This window comes from Paraburkholderia sp. MM5482-R2 (assembly GCF_050436125.1).
GTDB classification, from domain to species: domain Bacteria; phylum Pseudomonadota; class Gammaproteobacteria; order Burkholderiales; family Burkholderiaceae; genus Paraburkholderia; species Paraburkholderia tuberum.
Genome location: NZ_JBNDLP010000002.1, coordinates 1,181,054 through 1,195,604, shown reverse-complemented (window position 1 = coordinate 1,195,604; position 14,551 = coordinate 1,181,054). Strand labels below are relative to the sequence as shown.

Annotated in this window: 16 protein-coding genes and 2 pseudogenes; 5 read left to right on the top strand and 13 right to left on the bottom strand. The window is 58.1% G+C overall.

The window, feature by feature from the left end:
• Window positions 1-12: 12 nt before the first annotated feature.
• The 7 genes from OKW37_RS08505 to OKW37_RS08475 all read right to left on the bottom strand — a co-directional run bounded on the left by OKW37_RS08505 (window position 13) and on the right by OKW37_RS08475 (window position 4,055).
• The gene (locus tag OKW37_RS08505; protein ID WP_429408459.1) at window positions 13-555 is read right to left on the bottom strand and encodes an HAD domain-containing protein; all 543 of its coding nucleotides are present in this window, start codon (window positions 553-555) and stop codon (window positions 13-15) included.
• A 316-nt stretch (window positions 556-871) separates the two neighbouring features.
• A complete protein-coding gene (locus OKW37_RS08500) occupies window positions 872-1,699 on the bottom strand; it encodes a hypothetical protein (RefSeq protein ID WP_429407033.1) in 828 nt (275 codons plus the stop codon).
• A gap of 181 nt (window positions 1,700-1,880) precedes the next feature.
• The gene (locus tag OKW37_RS08495; RefSeq protein ID WP_429509918.1) at window positions 1,881-2,075 is read right to left on the bottom strand and encodes a BPSL0761 family protein; all 195 of its coding nucleotides are present in this window, start codon (window positions 2,073-2,075) and stop codon (window positions 1,881-1,883) included.
• A gap of 31 nt (window positions 2,076-2,106) precedes the next feature.
• On the bottom strand, window positions 2,107-2,397 hold the full coding sequence (locus OKW37_RS08490; protein ID WP_429407036.1) for a hypothetical protein: 291 nt from the start codon (window positions 2,395-2,397) through the stop codon (window positions 2,107-2,109).
• Window positions 2,398-2,441: 44 nt separating this feature from the next.
• Entirely contained in the window at window positions 2,442-2,906 is a 465-nt protein-coding gene (locus OKW37_RS08485) for a hypothetical protein (RefSeq protein ID WP_429407038.1), read from the bottom strand.
• A 54-nt stretch (window positions 2,907-2,960) separates the two neighbouring features.
• Window positions 2,961-3,326: a hypothetical protein gene (locus tag OKW37_RS08480; protein WP_429407040.1), complete on the bottom strand. Its 366-nt coding sequence runs from the start codon at window positions 3,324-3,326 to the stop codon at window positions 2,961-2,963.
• Window positions 3,327-3,440: 114 nt separating this feature from the next.
• Entirely contained in the window at window positions 3,441-4,055 is a 615-nt protein-coding gene (locus OKW37_RS08475) for a hypothetical protein (protein WP_429407042.1), read from the bottom strand.
• A 221-nt stretch (window positions 4,056-4,276) separates the two neighbouring features.
• On the opposite strand from OKW37_RS08475, the gene OKW37_RS08470 reads away from it, so the two are divergent.
• The gene (locus tag OKW37_RS08470; RefSeq protein WP_429407044.1) at window positions 4,277-4,519 is read left to right on the top strand and encodes a helix-turn-helix domain-containing protein; all 243 of its coding nucleotides are present in this window, start codon (window positions 4,277-4,279) and stop codon (window positions 4,517-4,519) included.
• Between the two features lie 163 nt (window positions 4,520-4,682).
• On the opposite strand, the pseudogene OKW37_RS08465 reads toward OKW37_RS08470, so the two are convergent.
• Window positions 4,683-5,065: pseudogene (locus OKW37_RS08465) on the bottom strand (DUF3732 domain-containing protein).
• Window positions 5,066-5,752: 687 nt separating this feature from the next.
• On the opposite strand from OKW37_RS08465, the gene OKW37_RS08460 reads away from it, so the two are divergent.
• Both OKW37_RS08460 and OKW37_RS08455 read left to right on the top strand, forming a co-directional pair.
• A complete protein-coding gene (locus OKW37_RS08460) occupies window positions 5,753-7,018 on the top strand; it encodes a CHASE2 domain-containing protein (RefSeq protein WP_429407046.1) in 1,266 nt (421 codons plus the stop codon).
• Window positions 7,015-7,722, top strand: coding sequence for a hypothetical protein (locus OKW37_RS08455; protein ID WP_429407047.1), 708 nt, complete (start codon window positions 7,015-7,017; stop codon window positions 7,720-7,722). The genes OKW37_RS08460 and OKW37_RS08455 overlap by 4 nt, the downstream gene beginning before the upstream one ends.
• A 352-nt stretch (window positions 7,723-8,074) precedes the next feature.
• Here the strand turns inward: OKW37_RS08455 and OKW37_RS08450 are convergent, their stop codons facing one another.
• The 3 genes from OKW37_RS08450 to OKW37_RS08440 form a co-directional block, all read right to left on the bottom strand.
• Entirely contained in the window at window positions 8,075-8,392 is a 318-nt protein-coding gene (locus OKW37_RS08450; RefSeq protein ID WP_429407049.1) for a hypothetical protein, read from the bottom strand.
• Window positions 8,393-9,094, bottom strand: a complete 702-nt coding sequence (locus tag OKW37_RS08445) for a hypothetical protein (RefSeq protein ID WP_429407051.1) — start codon at window positions 9,092-9,094, stop codon at window positions 8,393-8,395.
• Between the two features lie 149 nt (window positions 9,095-9,243).
• Window positions 9,244-9,603, bottom strand: coding sequence for a hypothetical protein (locus OKW37_RS08440; protein ID WP_429407053.1), 360 nt, complete (start codon window positions 9,601-9,603; stop codon window positions 9,244-9,246).
• A 730-nt stretch (window positions 9,604-10,333) separates the two neighbouring features.
• Here OKW37_RS08440 and OKW37_RS08435 point away from each other — a divergent pair.
• Window positions 10,334-11,239: pseudogene (locus OKW37_RS08435) on the top strand (GNAT family N-acetyltransferase); the annotation flags it as partial.
• A gap of 10 nt (window positions 11,240-11,249) precedes the next feature.
• On the top strand, window positions 11,250-11,567 hold the full coding sequence (locus tag OKW37_RS08430; protein ID WP_090803545.1) for a GIY-YIG nuclease family protein: 318 nt from the start codon (window positions 11,250-11,252) through the stop codon (window positions 11,565-11,567).
• Between the two features lie 6 nt (window positions 11,568-11,573).
• On the opposite strand, the gene OKW37_RS08425 is transcribed toward OKW37_RS08430, so the two are convergent.
• Both OKW37_RS08425 and ppa read right to left on the bottom strand, forming a co-directional pair.
• A complete protein-coding gene (locus tag OKW37_RS08425) occupies window positions 11,574-13,670 on the bottom strand; it encodes an FUSC family protein (protein WP_429407054.1) in 2,097 nt (698 codons plus the stop codon).
• Window positions 13,671-13,958: 288 nt separating this feature from the next.
• Entirely contained in the window at window positions 13,959-14,486 is a 528-nt protein-coding gene (gene ppa, locus OKW37_RS08420; RefSeq protein ID WP_090803541.1) for an inorganic diphosphatase, read from the bottom strand.
• Between the last annotated feature and the right edge of the window lie 65 nt (window positions 14,487-14,551).

Sequence of the window (14,551 nt, the reverse complement as noted above, 5' to 3'; positions counted from 1 at the left end):
ACTCCGTTCAGGTCAAGAAGCACCGCTCTGTTCGCAAAATTGCTCTGCCAGCCGACTTCGCAACACCTCGACCGTTCCAGAATCGCCGAGTGCCAGCTTTTCATCGCATTTTACGAGGTGTTCATCGTAGCCTTCGAATCCGTCGTCGTGGTCGTCAATGGCTAACCAGTACCGTAATCGGTGGACTCGGACATATCGCAGCACCTGTACGCCGCGTCCAATATTCGGCCAAGCCCACGCATCGTGATACCTCGAGTGAAAAGTCGCGCCGACTACGCGCGCTCGAAGGCAACTTATCGGCAGCGCATCTCTCGCACGATTGAATCCGAGTGTCGGCACCCAGGATGTTGACAGAACGACCTCCGCGTTGTCATACGGCCTGAGTGCTTCTTCGAGGACCGACGCATATTCAAAAAGTTGAATCTTGGGGTCACTGCTCACGAGCCCACGTCGCGTACGATATGCAGAAAGGCGATGAAGGACTCCGTCGAAGTCGAGGAAGACCACTTGCCTATCCGATTTCTCATGCACCAAATCACGAGAACTTTCAGTCATTGACTCTATTGTGTAAAAGTTCTTCGGGTCTTCTGTCGAGACGTCGTCGCTCACTATTTCTGCGTATCGTTCTTCGCGTAGCAGCGGCGCAACCGGGTAGCAATCCAATTACCAGCTTTGACAACTGCGCACAATAGTGCAGTATGACGTTTCTTCCGTATTTCAGCCGCCACTTCCCTCCGGTCAATTCCAACCTCCGCACTCCACCTGGCAACAAGGCGGTCTGGAGCATGCCGGCCACTTGCTTGTGCTCTGCGATGAGCCGCAAGTGCCTGTTTAATCAGCCTCTGCTGACGTGCGTTCGGTTTAAACCGGGTCATCGCGTCCCCCGTTGTTTCGACTTCGATAGCCGCGCGGGTTTGAACTCGCTCTTTCTCGCAGCTACAACGACACAGAGTACGACGCTGACGATGTCGTCCTCGTCAGCGACTCGAATTGCGTCCAGTTTGTACGTCGACCCTTCGTGACGAACGACGATTGCATGTGCGATACCGTCAACGACGCTCACATCAATACGTGCATCAGGAATGGACGGAGCCTCGCCGGCGGGATGTCGAGCGATGTATGCCGTAGCCTCGCTCGCCCTGGGATAGGGTCCGCACGGCCAAATATACCCTCCGTGTCGTAGCGCACCCTCTGCACGCTTCCAGAGATTAACCCGTGGGTCTATCTCATCAGCCGCTGTCAATGCGGGTTCTGTATCAACTGGTTCCTCCTCGTAGCGGCCCGCATAAATCGTGACAACAGTTCGCGACCATTCCGCCGCGTACGCCCTTGCCATCCGACAAAGCAACCGGAATTTCCTCTCATCGCTCAGCGCTTCGAGGGGAAAAATGCCCCCGATGTTAGCGTGCCTTGACGACAGATACCCGAGTCTGCAGGATGGCGGCGCCGGGCCGAGGATGCGGCAAACTGCATGCAATCGCTTGAGGTCAATGTTGGGGGTCGCTAGGAGCGATGGGAAGTAATGGACGTCATCAACTTCTATCGTGAACACGCTTCCCCTTGCAACCATGCGCGCGAGGTGCACAGCGCTGACGTGCAGTTGCTCGCGGAATTCATCCTCCTTCACCAGCTCACCGGAACGCACCATCTGGCGCCTTGCGGCAAGTGCCTGTTGTTCGATTTCATCCGAAAAGGTCATTGCGATTCACCCCGTGCTTCGACAAACCGATGAAATTGAAGACGACGATGTACGTATTTGTTTCGGAACCTGTGTGCAATAGCGGCAATCGTAGACGAAATTCTTCGGTTCGCTAGATAGTCAGAGGCGTATCTGGCACTGGAGACATCCTCCGTTACACCATGATGCTTCCCGCATCCCCCTATATCCGTCGTGGCACGTCTAGCCACACCGTCTCCATGGCGATGAGCGCTACCATGCCGTTGTCGGGATAGTGACGTAATATGTGCTTGGCCCGTTCGCGCAACGCCTGCGTGCCAATTCTTCCTCGCGACTGTGATAGCTCAACCAACAGTTCGCGCGCACGGATTAGTGCGAGTGCCCTTTCGTCTGGCATCGTCATTTCCTCCCCCTCGTTTGCCCTCGCTTTAGACAACGCCGTCATATATGAGATTCGTTGGACCGTTCGACATTACGGCCAGGTGCTCGCGAGTTTCGGTTACGTCGTGGCAGTCGTTATCGGCCCGTGGATGGCCAGGGTACCGGCCTTCATGCCTGATGCCGAGGGAATAGCCTGTTTCGTGCGTCCACGGTTCAGACGGGATAAACACCTTTCGAATTTCGCCTGACTCGTCGCTATCGGCATAGGAGTCAAGGAATACAACGACACTGTCCGGGTCAGCGCCCGCAAGCCAGGCGATGAGTTCGCGAACTTTCATTTGCGCTCCTTTCTTCATGTCTTACCTCGTCATTCAGGCCCCCATCAGGGACCACGGTGCATGGGAAAAATCGCTCTGAGGACCTTAAGCACGATATCCCAGACACCATCCTTTCGGTCATACGCTACGGGAGGAATGTCTGTGCGGGGTTCGCTTTTTGAAGTAATACTCGCGTATGCGAAACGACCCTCCAAAACAATATCGACGCGGGCGACAAGCTCTCCTTCGTTCGTCCAGCGATTTAAAATCCTCTCGACGAATACGCTCATCAGCGGGCAAGGTGTTGCTAGGGGCTCAAGCGGGTAATAGGCGCGTGACGTTTCGCTCAGGTTGATTAGCATTGCAGCCAGGTGGCAGGCCGCAGGCGAAGGAAGCAACTGTCGAACATCGCGTAACCCGGCTTCCCCCCTCGCCGTACTCAGCAACGGGAGCGCCTCGCCTTCCCCGAGGTACTCACCAGCGTGCACGCGAGCCCTCCACAAAATGGGCCGTCCTTCGGCGTGGTTCATTCAGGCGTTCCTCATGTGGCGCCGTGAAGTCACAAGTCTGAAGTAGCGGCCAGCTTACTGCTCGTCCTCGGGCCACTCGATACGTTGCCTTGGTCGACGGGTACCCGGTATGAGTTCCTCTGTAACGTCCTTCCAGGATTGACCCTTCCCGATGATTTCCTTGACTCTATTAAACACATACTCGGCGTCGCCGTTGTATCCGCTTCCACCAACCAACTCGTACTTGCGTCCGCTGGCAGTCCTCGCGGTTCTAGCTTCGACGTTCAGCTCAGTGATTTCCGTACTCACCCGCCCATCGTGAGTTTCAAGCGAGAAACCGACGAAATGTCTAGCGCCACCATCAAACCGGCGGATTGACCACGATTCGAGGCGCACGGTTTCGTCACCTTCGCTAGACGATTGATGTAGATAAAGCGACATTGGTTGTCTCCGGTTGAGGTTCGGGAGCCATGCTGTTCCGATTCAAGCTCTTCGAGAATTACCCAGACATCACGACAGTTATCTCATGATGTAAATCAGAGGCGACTTGCACCTTCATCGTTCTTCTCTCTTGACGTCGAAAAGCATCTCTGCAAGACGACGCTGAAAAGCTGCGTCCTCATTAGCCCGAATTGGAGACTTAATGTCTCGCGCCTTTCGCAGGGCATAGGTTCCTACTGTCGCACGCAAAATATCGTCATCGGAAAGCGTGTCGGTCGCACAGGCGCCGAAACCGCGCAGGTGGACTTCAAGCGCGGCGCGTGCAGTTTCGTCAAACCCGCGCTGTTGGTCGACATCAATGCGCGACGACGCGGTGCGATGCGAAAACTCAAAATCCTGCGAAGCGAGGATGACAAACGGGTCATGGCGATTCGCGCAGAAATCCAGCACCGCCTGCTCCTTCGTACTCCCTACGGTATTGAGGACGTTGACTACGCGCCGCCCGAACTCATGACCTGCTTCCCGGAGATTCCTGAAATCGTAGCAGAGAGGCCAGTCGTTCCCGACAACAATCACCGCGCCAGGATACGTGCTAAGCGTTCTTCCCAACCGCAGGACATCCTTCTCTAGCGAGCGCGTGGCCTCTGGCGCGTTTTCGCGTGTCGTCAGTGATGGATGGCGACTCATCGAACCGAGAACCCCACTCACGCAGAAAAATATGAAAACCATGCTCTCTCCGTTCGCATCCCACAAAGATAGATGCGTCACTAGTTTCGCGTCTCGGACCTTGACCCAAACCTTTTCAAATCGAGAGCACCGCGCCTACGGCTCGCTATGTGCTGTTCGCGGCAAGCTGAGCTAGGGCAATTATAGATGTTTGTCGAGTAGATGTAAACACAGTAGACGCTTACACGGTAGACGAACGGCCGGTGTTCCGACAATCTCCGCGCATGGACGAAATTGATAACAAAACGGTGAACCCTTGGCTGCGCCGCCGCTTAGCGCTACAGGTTCGCAGGTTGAGATTAGAAAAGAAGGTTTCGCAAGAAAGGCTCAGCGAGGACTGTGGTTTCCATCGCACCTACATAAGCCAAGTCGAGCGGGCAGTGACTAATATCACTCTCGACAACTTGCAGAAAATCGCAGAGGCACTGGACGTCGACCCCGCCGATTTGCTTGGTGAATCAACTTGAGGAGCGCTGACGACGCCTTGAAGCCTCCTTTCGCCGAACGAGGGCGCACCCATATACCGCGCGTTGCCCGTAACGTTCTTGATGCACTGCAGACCGGGGCGAGGACGCCGCCCCGATGGACCGTCCGTTAGTCCCAATCGCTATGGAATCCAACGTTGGGGAATCAAAGCATTGCCATTGCGAAACTCTTCCACGAGGTCACATGCAGCATGCCCTCTAATAACGACCTGGGTACGTGCTCAAAAACTATCATCTGAAATTGGGTCTGGTATTCCGAGTTCATACGCTCGATGAACCTGTCCGGCAGCCCGAATGCAGCTGAAATTTTCGCGTTGTCGCTATGTTTGTCCCTCGCCTCACGCGTCTTGTCCTTTTCCCCGTAGTACGGTCGACTTGGTTGGTCCAGAACCAGAAGCTTGGGACAAGCTTAGATTTCTTGTTGATTGCCACCTCATGAAGCGCCAGGAACTGGATGAGGTGCAAAAACATATGGTTCGAGCTAGTGCCGACATTCTCGATTAACGATGCGTTGGGCTCTCGCTCCAAAGTCAGGCGAAATGTCCATCGGAATATCTGGCACGAGATTTCCCCGCAACTTCATATGGCCGAGATGAATTAACAACTGAACTGCATTTAGAGATAAAACGAGGCTGTCTTCAAATCGATTGTTGAAGTTCGCAAACAGCTCAGGGCCGGCGTCCCGGGAAACACAATATCGAAAGCTGTTGGCCGCCGAAGTCTTTGAAATTCGCGTAACGTGAATTAGGGCCTGCTTGCTTTCAGGCGGACGGTACCTTCGTTTGAGGAGCGGGTCGGGGACGGGAAGCCGGTCGGTTGCATCGTTGGAGGACGGGCGGCGTCAGGAACGACAACCTCTCACGAATGCGCCTTTGTGAATTACTATTCCCATTACCTGCGAATTTCGCCGAACCGCTTCCCGTTCCCGCATAAAGTAAGACGAATACGCCCTGTCACTTTTCTGTTAGTTCTGACGGAGGAAACGTGAGCGACGAGCAAGAAAAGAAGCCTGAAGAAGACCGTGCGGACCCTGGCGAGAACGAGACCGAGACCGAACGGCCAGCCGCACCCGGAGAGCCAACTGTTACCGGTCAGGGGAAGGGCCAGACGGGCAGCGCGCCGGCTGCCCACGACACGGCAGTGCACGACACGACGCCAGCGGACACTCCGCCTGAGGTTCCACTTCCACCTCCGGGCTCAAGGTGGAGACGAGTCGTGCTGGACCTGACCTACGCCGCCATCGTGACCGCCGCTCTGATGGTTACGAAAAACTGGTTCGAGAAGACGCCGCCCGGCCGCTGGACCGAGACCAGCGTGTTCTCCGGGTCCGAGATGTTTCTCTCCAAATTTTCCCATCAGCGGCTGCCCGTGGTGGTCCTCGATATTCAGCAACTTGAAGATGGTTTCACCGCCGCTGCGCCGACCTCGAGAAAAGAACTCACTGACATAATCACCGCCCTGAATGCGGTAGGCGCGAAGGCTATTGGAGTCGACATTGACTTTTCGCCTGACGAGCACGGCTATATAAGCCGTACCGAAGACCCCGCATTCTTCGATTTCTGCCTGAAGACCAGCAAAACCACTCCGGTATTTCTCGGCGTGTACCGAACCCGGTTCATGGCTCCCGAGAGCTGGCTGAATCAGGCTAAATACCAAAGCCTTGCAGCGGACCTCGCCGGAAACGAGATTCCAGGTCGCAACGTCACCCTACGAGCGAGGCCATGGCTGGTCGTCTACCCTCAGAAACAGGAGCTTCCCGCGATGGGGTACGCCCTGGCGAAGGCTTATGCAGGGCCACAGGGATTGCCCGAAACCTACGCCTGGCTGAAGCCGTTCGTGATTTCAGACGTAGAAGCGGAGGCGCAAGCCCGCCCTGAAACGGTAAGTGATGAAGAGCGCGGACGCCTGCTCAACTACAGCAAACTCGACCAGATGGACACCGAACGTTCCCTGGCTACGGACTCCTCTGCCATCAAACGGGCCGCAGCGGACTTCGCCGGAAAGATAGTTGTTCTTGGGGACAACAATTCCCGACGAAATGGCGGTGACGTATTCCATCCGCCCTGGCATGAGGAAGCACCCGGCGTCCTGTTCCACTCTATCGGCGCCTACACGTTCGCCTTTGAGCCACTCTTCGAATTCACGCATGGCACGCGCACGGCTCTTGACCTGGCGCTCACGCTGCCATTTTTCCTGATTGCCTACCTGAAGGCACGGCATGCGGGCCGTGCGACCGATGCGGTGTCGGGCGCAGACCACGAGGAAACCTGGAGAAAAATTGAGCTACGAACCATCCTGATTTCCACCGGCGTTATCATCCTGGCGGGGCTCGGCCTGTTCTTCATCTGCAATGTGCTGTGGCTGGATTTTGTCCTTGTCATTGCGGCACTTGCAATCCACCCCTTTCTCTCGCGCTGGATGGAGCGGCTTAGCCGATGGCTGGCCATCCGGGCATCGCGACGTCAGGAGCCAAAAGCATGAGCCCAAGCCGCGTATCAATCGCGCAGGCCCTGACCGCAACCCTGCTATGCGGAATAGTGGCCCAGCCCTCCCTGACATTCGCCGACGAACCTCCTGATGTCGCCGAACTGTATGAGGCATCGGGTATCTGCTACATCCTGTCGACCGAAGGACGCGCTACGGTTATTAAAAAGCCCATGCTGGGGGAAAAACCGGTTCTTTTTAAAGCGGATGATGAGGTGTTCTGCGAATCAGCGTCGTTCGCCGTAATCCGGTATCTCCAGACGAACGCTACGTTTCGGGTGAACTACCCCGGCTGGCAACCCGTAGGCAATCCCGGGCCAGCAAACGGCGGCCCGGGTCCCAATGACCCGGCAAGGTTGGGGCGCCGGACCTCGATAGACCCTCAGGTCCCGCTCAAAACCGCCAATGCGGTAGCCCTCGCACAAGCGGGCGGGCCCGCCAGGGGGAACTGGTGGAATCAGGACCTGTTTGCACACGCGTCGAAGCCGGATGCTCTGAAATTCCTGCCTGACAGCTTCACTGAGCCCCTGCGCTTTGCGGCATACCTGCCAAAAAGTCAATGGGTCGAGTGGGCCTACACTCCAAATCCGACGTCAGACGTAGTCGCCCGGTATGTCGGGTCGGATGCAGAACGCCTCGAAAAGGTGATTCAGCTCAACAAACTCAACGCCTACGATTACCAGGCTGGCTCGAAAATGTGACAGGCCTGGAACCGGACACCCGGAAGACCGCCGGCGCGCCTCCGCCGTTCGAACGAAGCGCCAGGGTTCAGTCGTCCAGCAAATGGGGAACGCGCCCGTCGATGAAGACACCGCTTTCGTTCAGGCGGAGGAAGGTGACCCTTCCTCCGATACCCGCCATCACACCGCCCGCCCGAGGGCGGCAAAGTCGACGTCGTGGTGCAAGATTGCGGGGTCAAGTAGCGGGTTTGTCAAGGTAAGCTGCCGGCAGGAAATATCCTGCGTCTAGCGCTTACCTTTTAGCGGCGGGCCTGGTCTTGAACACCTTTATGGATGACCCCCGGCCGACAAATCAGCGCCCTGTCGTTTGCTTTCAGACAAGGAGCGGATGATGGCTGCAATCGGGAATCGCACGCTGTTCTATGCGAAAGCTGCTCCGGGTCAGGTGCTGGAAGTCGCGGGTGCAATGCTGACCGCGCAAAACGGTCTGACAGCAGCGCACCGACGTGAGAGCAGCAGCTTCTCGCTTCCGGACACTTGCATTGCTCAAAAATGACAACGTGGCGTCGTGCATTACTAACGGCATCACCAGCAGCGCCTTCGCAAGCGGGAGCTCCCCTGTACGTTCGATAACACTCATCAGCGCCGTCGCACAAATGCCCAATGTTGTTGTATCCGTTTCAGCTTTCATTCATAGCGACTCCCAATCCCGATGCCAACCAATCTTCCCCTCATCTGAAAGATAATAGAGTTCCCCATTGCTTAACTCCGTATTGAGTTCGGAAGGACCCACCTTGAAGCGTTCTTCCCGCAACTCCACGAAAAGTTCAAGCGCTTTATCGAGAACGGCAGACAGTGTCGCGTATTTCTTGAAGGCGAACTGAAACTTGTTTTTCCATCTGGTGAAGACCTCTCTGTGAAGTGCGTTCACCTCATCCGAAAGCAAGTCCCCACTCTGCAACCATGCCTCAAGATAACGCGCAATACGAAGCCTGTGCATCGTATATTCAAGTGCTGTTTCTGTATCATCAGGTCCGATTGCTTCAATCTCTATCAGGCGCTTGATGAAAAGAAGTGCGAATATCTTGTCTGGCAAAACTGGATTAAAACTGGGCTCCCGAAGGTTTTTGCTACGCCCGTCAACAAAAATATTCTTGTACTTCTCCATAAAGTGGTCCCAGGCGACAAGTATCGACTGGCCAGCCTTGACGGTATAAAAGTTGTCTTCTCGGATACGGGAATCGAGACGGGCGAAAACTTCGTCGATGCGGCTCGAATCTATGAACTTATCCCGAGTTGATAGCTTGACTTTGCCAATGATGTCATCGAGAAATAACTCGACAAACACGCGCCGAAAAAACTGTTCGGAAATCTCGTCGTTAAGCGAGACCACCGCTGCGATTTAGCCTTTAATCGTTGAATCGGTCGTCTTATTTTGCAGAACAATTAGCGCCGCCTGAATTTGAGAAAAATCGGCCTCACCTGCATTAAATTTCTCATGCAAGACCAAGAAATCGTTTGTCTTGCTTTCTGACTTGTTGGTCACCAAGTGAAATTCGGTCTTCCGTACAAACGCGAGTTGACTCCCGATGGTCGTGCGCCCATCGGCTTCGTCGACGATAATTTGAGACCAGTTATAGAGAGTCTTCCACGGTCAACGTCCAACTGCGGCAAAGCAATGGGCGCGCCACCGGCAGCCTTCTTGACAGTATGTTTTAGCTGAAAAAGGAGTTGGCAGTCGGCGTCGAGGTCGGTATGCACGTCATCTTTTACCTCCAACCCAACTGACTGACCGCTCTTTAGATTAAGCAGCCTGTCGAGAAAGTAGTAATACTGATACTCGAAACCAATGCTTTTATCGTCAGCACTCGTTTTTTCGCTGAAGCTTTTCTCTGTAGCCACTTGCCGTGCCCATTTTTAATGGCCTCTCATTGTCGCCTGCCCTGGACATGATGCGCTCTGCATTTACTAGTTGTGCGACCCCCGGAATATGACAGGAGGCCATCCGTTGTCGAATCCCAGCCTAGTGATGCACGGATGATACCTCTCGGCGAAGAAATAAGGGCATCGAACGACGCCCGTTCCAGCGAGCGGCAAAGCCCAATGTGGGTCGCGCCGCTACCTGCCATGGTCGGTCGGGACAGACAGTAGCTTCTTCAGTCGCGCCAGATGTTCTCTTCCGGCTTCCCTGGGCGTTATCACGACACTCTCCGGAATGGTAACCCCGAGTATTTTGGCAATATTCGAAACATAGGGGCGCCTTCGTCCCGGGAGTTGTTCAATGGCTTTACTCACACGCGTGAAGCCACACTCACTGACCAGATAATCGTAGGTCCGTCGGTCGCAGTCCGTTAGAAGTATTACTTCGACCTTTGAGGATTGCATGATTAACCTCCATCACATCATCCGTTCGTCCCAGTAAATCTATACCGAAAAATCGAAAAAACAATAACCATTTCAATGATTTGCTGATATATTTTTCGCGCCCCTCCCCCGGACCCCCTCCCGGCTTCGGGCCTGCCGGCCCTGCAGCCACCTCGACTCCCTGCCGGTCGTCTCGAACAGCTTTTTGAAATACGGAATGAACGTAAACCCTACCTGGACACAAACTCCCGTAAATCGAGATATGACATATGTGTTCGACTGGGCCTGGGCCGACGCGTACAAGCGCAACGGCCTGCCCTATTACCCGAAGCTGCTGTGCGCAGTGCCCTTCACGCCGGTACAGGGCAACCGGCTGCTGTCGGCGAACGAGCATGCATTGCGCCATCTCGCGGCCACGTTGATGGCGTTCGCCGAGCAGGCCGAGGTGTCGTCGCTGCACGTGCTGTTTCCGACGCAGAGCGAAGCGGACGCGCTCACCGATATCGGCATGATGCAACGCGAAGGCGTGCAGTTTCACTGGCTCAACGACGGCTATCGCGACTTCGAAGACTTTCTGTCGACGCTCGAACAGAAGAAGCGCAAGAACATCCGCGCCGAACGGCGCAAGGTGCACGAGGCCGGCATCACGATGCGAAGGATCCGCGGCGCAGACATCGAGGATGCCGACTGGCGCTTCTTCAGCAAGTGCTATCGGCAAACCTATCGCGAGCATTTTTCGAGTCCGTATCTGAACCTCGATTTCTTCCGGATGATCGGCGCGTCGATGCCGGAGAATCTGCTGCTCGTGATCGCCGAATATGAAGGCAAGCCGATCGCGAGCTCGCTCGTCGTCTATCAGCGCGACGAGAAAACCGGCGGCACCTTGTATGGCCGCTACTGGGGCGCGCTCGAACACGTGCCGTGCCTGCACTTCGAAACCGCGTACTATCAGCCGCTCGAATTCTGCATCGAAGAAAAGCTCGGCGCATTCGAAGGCGGCGCGCAGGGCGAGCACAAGATGGCGCGCGGCTTTCTGCCCACGGTCACGCGCTCGACGCATTGGCTCGCGCATCCGGCATTCGCCGATGCGGTCGGCCATTTCCTCGATAACGAAAAAAACAGCATCCACGCGTACGTGGACGAGCTGCGCGAACACAATCCGTTCAAAGGCTAGAAGCGCGGTTATGGCGTGGTTTCTCTATCTGCTCGAATGCTCGGACGGCAGCGTCTATACCGGCATCGCGACCGATGTCGCTGCTCGCTTCGACAAACATCTGAGCGGCACGGGCGCGCGTTATACGCGCTCGCGCAAGCCGGTGCGGGTGCTGGCGTCGTTCGAGCTGGCGGACCGGTCGAGCGCGTCGAGCGCCGAGTATTGGGTCAAGCGGCTCACGGCGGCCGATAAACGGGCGCTGGCGGCCGGGGTGTTCACGCTGCAGTCGGTGTTGCCGGTGGCAGCGGTGAATGACGTCGCGGAAGACGGCGAGCGTTCGGACGGCTGAGTCGTGCTACCCCCTCGCCTCCCGCATCCTCTCCGTCAGCAGCCGATGCACCCGCGCCAGCTCGCCCACCACATCTGCTTCCAGCGACGTCAATTGCGCGCGAGCGGGTAACTCGAGCCGCACCGGCCGTAACGTGCGGTTCAGCGCGGCCTCGATCGCCGCGCTGACCGCCTCGACCCATTCGTCGAGTTCGCTATGCATGTCGCGACGGTTCGCAGTGAGGCGCAACTGCGTCGCGGTGCCGGCCATCCGTCGCAGCAGGCTCAGCACCGTCAGCGTGACCGTATCGGCCATCGAGTCCTCGAGCTTTTCGAGCCGCACGCGGCCGATCGCTTCCTCCGCGTTGTTGCTGGTGAGGCCCGCGGCGCGGCGCAATTGCTCGATCTCCTTGCCGCCATGCCGAGGCGCGTCGAGCGACGCGCGCAGATACGCCAGATTCGCGCGCACCGCGTCGCCGAGATAGACGCGCACATCGAGCTTCTCGCGCGTCGGCCATAGAAGGAACGTCGCGAGCAGCGCGAGCACGCAGCCGAGCACGTTGTTGCCGAGCCGCGTCAGCGCGAACGCCAACTCGTTGGCGCCCGGCGTCGCGAAGTCGGCGACCAGCACGAAGGTCGGCGTCAGGAACAGCACGAACAGGCTGTAACTGACGGGGCGCAGCGCCATCGTCGCCATCACCAGCGGGAACACCGCGAGCGAGATGCCGAGCGGCGAATGAATCGCATAGCCGATCGCCGCCGCGAGCACGCCGCCGACGATACTGCCCATCGCGCGTTCGATGCTGCGCGGCCAGGTCGCGGCGATCGACGGCTGCAGGATCAGCAGCGTGGCCATCGTGGCCCAATAGCCGAACGGCAGACCGAGCGCGCGAATCACGACGAAGCCCGCCGTCGTCGTCACGCCGACACGCGCCGCATGGCGCAAGCCGACCGACTGCCACGACAGGTTGGCCTTCAGCGTCGACCACGCGCGCGCCGTATAACGCGCGACGCACGCGCTCCACGGCTCGACGTGCACCTCACGCGGCGCGAAATCGACGAGCTCGAAACCGGATTGCAGCTTCACCGGTTCGAGCAACGCGCTTTCGAGCCGATGCGCGAGACGCCGCAGACGCGCCTGCGGGTCCGCGAGACGTTCCCAGCGCGCGTCGCCGGTCGCGCTGCCGATGTCGCTGAGCACTTCGCCGATCGCATTGAGCGAGCGCACCGCGCGTTGCGTGCGGCGCGAATCGTCGGGCACTTTCGCGCCCGCGCCCGACACCGCGATCAGATACGCGAACAGCGCTTCGCCATCGGTCAGCAGGCCGAGCAACGTGTCGTAGACGGCCGCCCCGCCCGCCTTCGATGCGGGCACGTTCGCGAGCGCATCGCGCGAACGTTCGAGCGACGCGCGCGCATCGGCGCGAAAGCGCGCGGCATGCGTGGCCCATTCGCGCGGCGCGGCACGGCCGCCGACAAGCCGCGCGCTGTCGAACGCGACATCGGCGAGGCGCAGATACACCGCGCGCAACGACGCGCGGCTCGCGCCGAATGGATGAATGCGCCACACCGTCAAGCTCAGCACGATCGCGAACAGACAGCCGACCAGATAGACGCCGAGAAACGCGACACCCGCGCGCGCGCCGTGCATCGGCCGATCGACCATCACGACGCAGGCGGTCGCCGCGAGGATCGTCACCTGCGACGTGGCCGCGCCCCAGATGCGGCCGAACGCGCCGAGCGTCGTGAACGCGAGCACCGCGAGCGCGGCCCACGCAGCACCCGAGGCGGACGCGAACGCGGTCATGCCGCCGCACAGCGTCGACAGCAGCGCGAAGCTCATCATCGACATGAAGCGCGCGCGGTTCGAGCCGGCGGCATCGGCGAGGCAGGTCCAGAACGCGCCGATCGCCGCCCACGCAAATACCGGATCGTGCAGCACGTTGCCGAGCGCGAGCATCGCCGTCGATGCGCACGCCGCCCTCAAGCCCTCCGACAGATTCGCCTCGCTCGCCGCGAACGACACCATCCAGACCGGCCGCTTGCGATAGATCGCGGTGACGACCGAATGCAGCCGGGTCGACCAGCGCGGCGATGTCGAGTGGGGCTTGCTGCGGTTCATCATCCGGACCGTGGTTCTTGAAGTGATGGAAATGCGCGTTGATGCCGTGAGTTCGCGCGCGAGGTCGTGCGGCGAATGATAAGGGTTTACACCTAAATATAAAAATGCGTTCCGTTCATCGGAGCGATGCATTCAGGTTATGCGCGCGAGACGGCGCGTGCCAGACGAAGATCGCGGCGCTTGTTGCACGGTAGTCGAATGCCGCGCAAATCAGATGAAAAAACCGCGCGGTCCTTGCGGACTCGCGCGGTTTTCGTACTGCATGCAGCAAGCGGATGAACCGCGGCGCGCTTACTTCTTGTAGTTCGCCACGCCTTCGCTGATTTCCTTGTGGGCAGCATCGACGTCGGCCCAGCCTTCGACCTTGACCCACTTGCCCTTCTCGAGCGCCTTGTATTGCTCGAAGAAGTGCTTGATCTGGTCCTTCAGGTAAGCGGGCACGTCGTCGACCGACTTCAGGTTCGCCGTCATCGGGCAGATCTTGTCGTGCGGCACGGCGATCAGCTTCGCGTCGACACCGGACTCATCAGTCATTTGCAGCATGCCGAGCGCGCGGGCACGCACGACCGAGCCTGCCAGCAGCGGGAACGGCGTGATCACCAGCACGTCGACCGGATCGCCGTCGCCCGACAGCGTCTGCGGAATGAAGCCGTAGTTGGCCGGATAGCGCATGCCGGTGCCGATGAAACGGTCGACGACGAGCAGGCCCAGGTCCTTGTCGGCTTCGTACTTCACCGGGTCGCTTTGCGCCGGGATTTCGATGATGACGTTGAAATCGTGCGGAAGGTCATTGCCTGCGGGAACGTGATTGAAGCTCATGAGCGCTCTCTGAAGGGGATGGAAATCGGAAGGCGGCGAACGGCGCGCGGGCTGCGGATGCGGTG

Excerpts from the sequence above, each read along its gene's own strand:
- OKW37_RS08495 (WP_429509918.1), bottom strand. The coding sequence starts at position 2,075 with ATGCCAGACGAAAGGGCACTCGCACTAATCCGTGCGCGCGAACTGTTG.
- OKW37_RS08485 (WP_429407038.1), bottom strand. The coding sequence starts at position 2,906 with ATGAACCACGCCGAAGGACGGCCCATTTTGTGGAGGGCTCGCGTGCAC.
- OKW37_RS08475 (WP_429407042.1), bottom strand. The coding sequence starts at position 4,055 with ATGGTTTTCATATTTTTCTGCGTGAGTGGGGTTCTCGGTTCGATGAGT.
- OKW37_RS08500 (WP_429407033.1), bottom strand. The coding sequence starts at position 1,699 with ATGACCTTTTCGGATGAAATCGAACAACAGGCACTTGCCGCAAGGCGC.
- OKW37_RS08450 (WP_429407049.1), bottom strand. The coding sequence starts at position 8,392 with ATGAAAGCTGAAACGGATACAACAACATTGGGCATTTGTGCGACGGCG.
- OKW37_RS08480 (WP_429407040.1), bottom strand. The coding sequence starts at position 3,326 with ATGTCGCTTTATCTACATCAATCGTCTAGCGAAGGTGACGAAACCGTG.
- OKW37_RS08425 (WP_429407054.1), bottom strand. The coding sequence starts at position 13,670 with ATGATGAACCGCAGCAAGCCCCACTCGACATCGCCGCGCTGGTCGACC.
- OKW37_RS08505 (WP_429408459.1), bottom strand. The coding sequence starts at position 555 with ATGACTGAAAGTTCTCGTGATTTGGTGCATGAGAAATCGGATAGGCAA.
- OKW37_RS08455 (WP_429407047.1), top strand. The coding sequence starts at position 7,015 with ATGAGCCCAAGCCGCGTATCAATCGCGCAGGCCCTGACCGCAACCCTG.
- ppa (WP_090803541.1), bottom strand. The coding sequence starts at position 14,486 with ATGAGCTTCAATCACGTTCCCGCAGGCAATGACCTTCCGCACGATTTC.
- OKW37_RS08490 (WP_429407036.1), bottom strand. The coding sequence starts at position 2,397 with ATGAAAGTTCGCGAACTCATCGCCTGGCTTGCGGGCGCTGACCCGGAC.
- OKW37_RS08430 (WP_090803545.1), top strand. The coding sequence starts at position 11,250 with ATGGCGTGGTTTCTCTATCTGCTCGAATGCTCGGACGGCAGCGTCTAT.
- OKW37_RS08470 (WP_429407044.1), top strand. The coding sequence starts at position 4,277 with ATGGACGAAATTGATAACAAAACGGTGAACCCTTGGCTGCGCCGCCGC.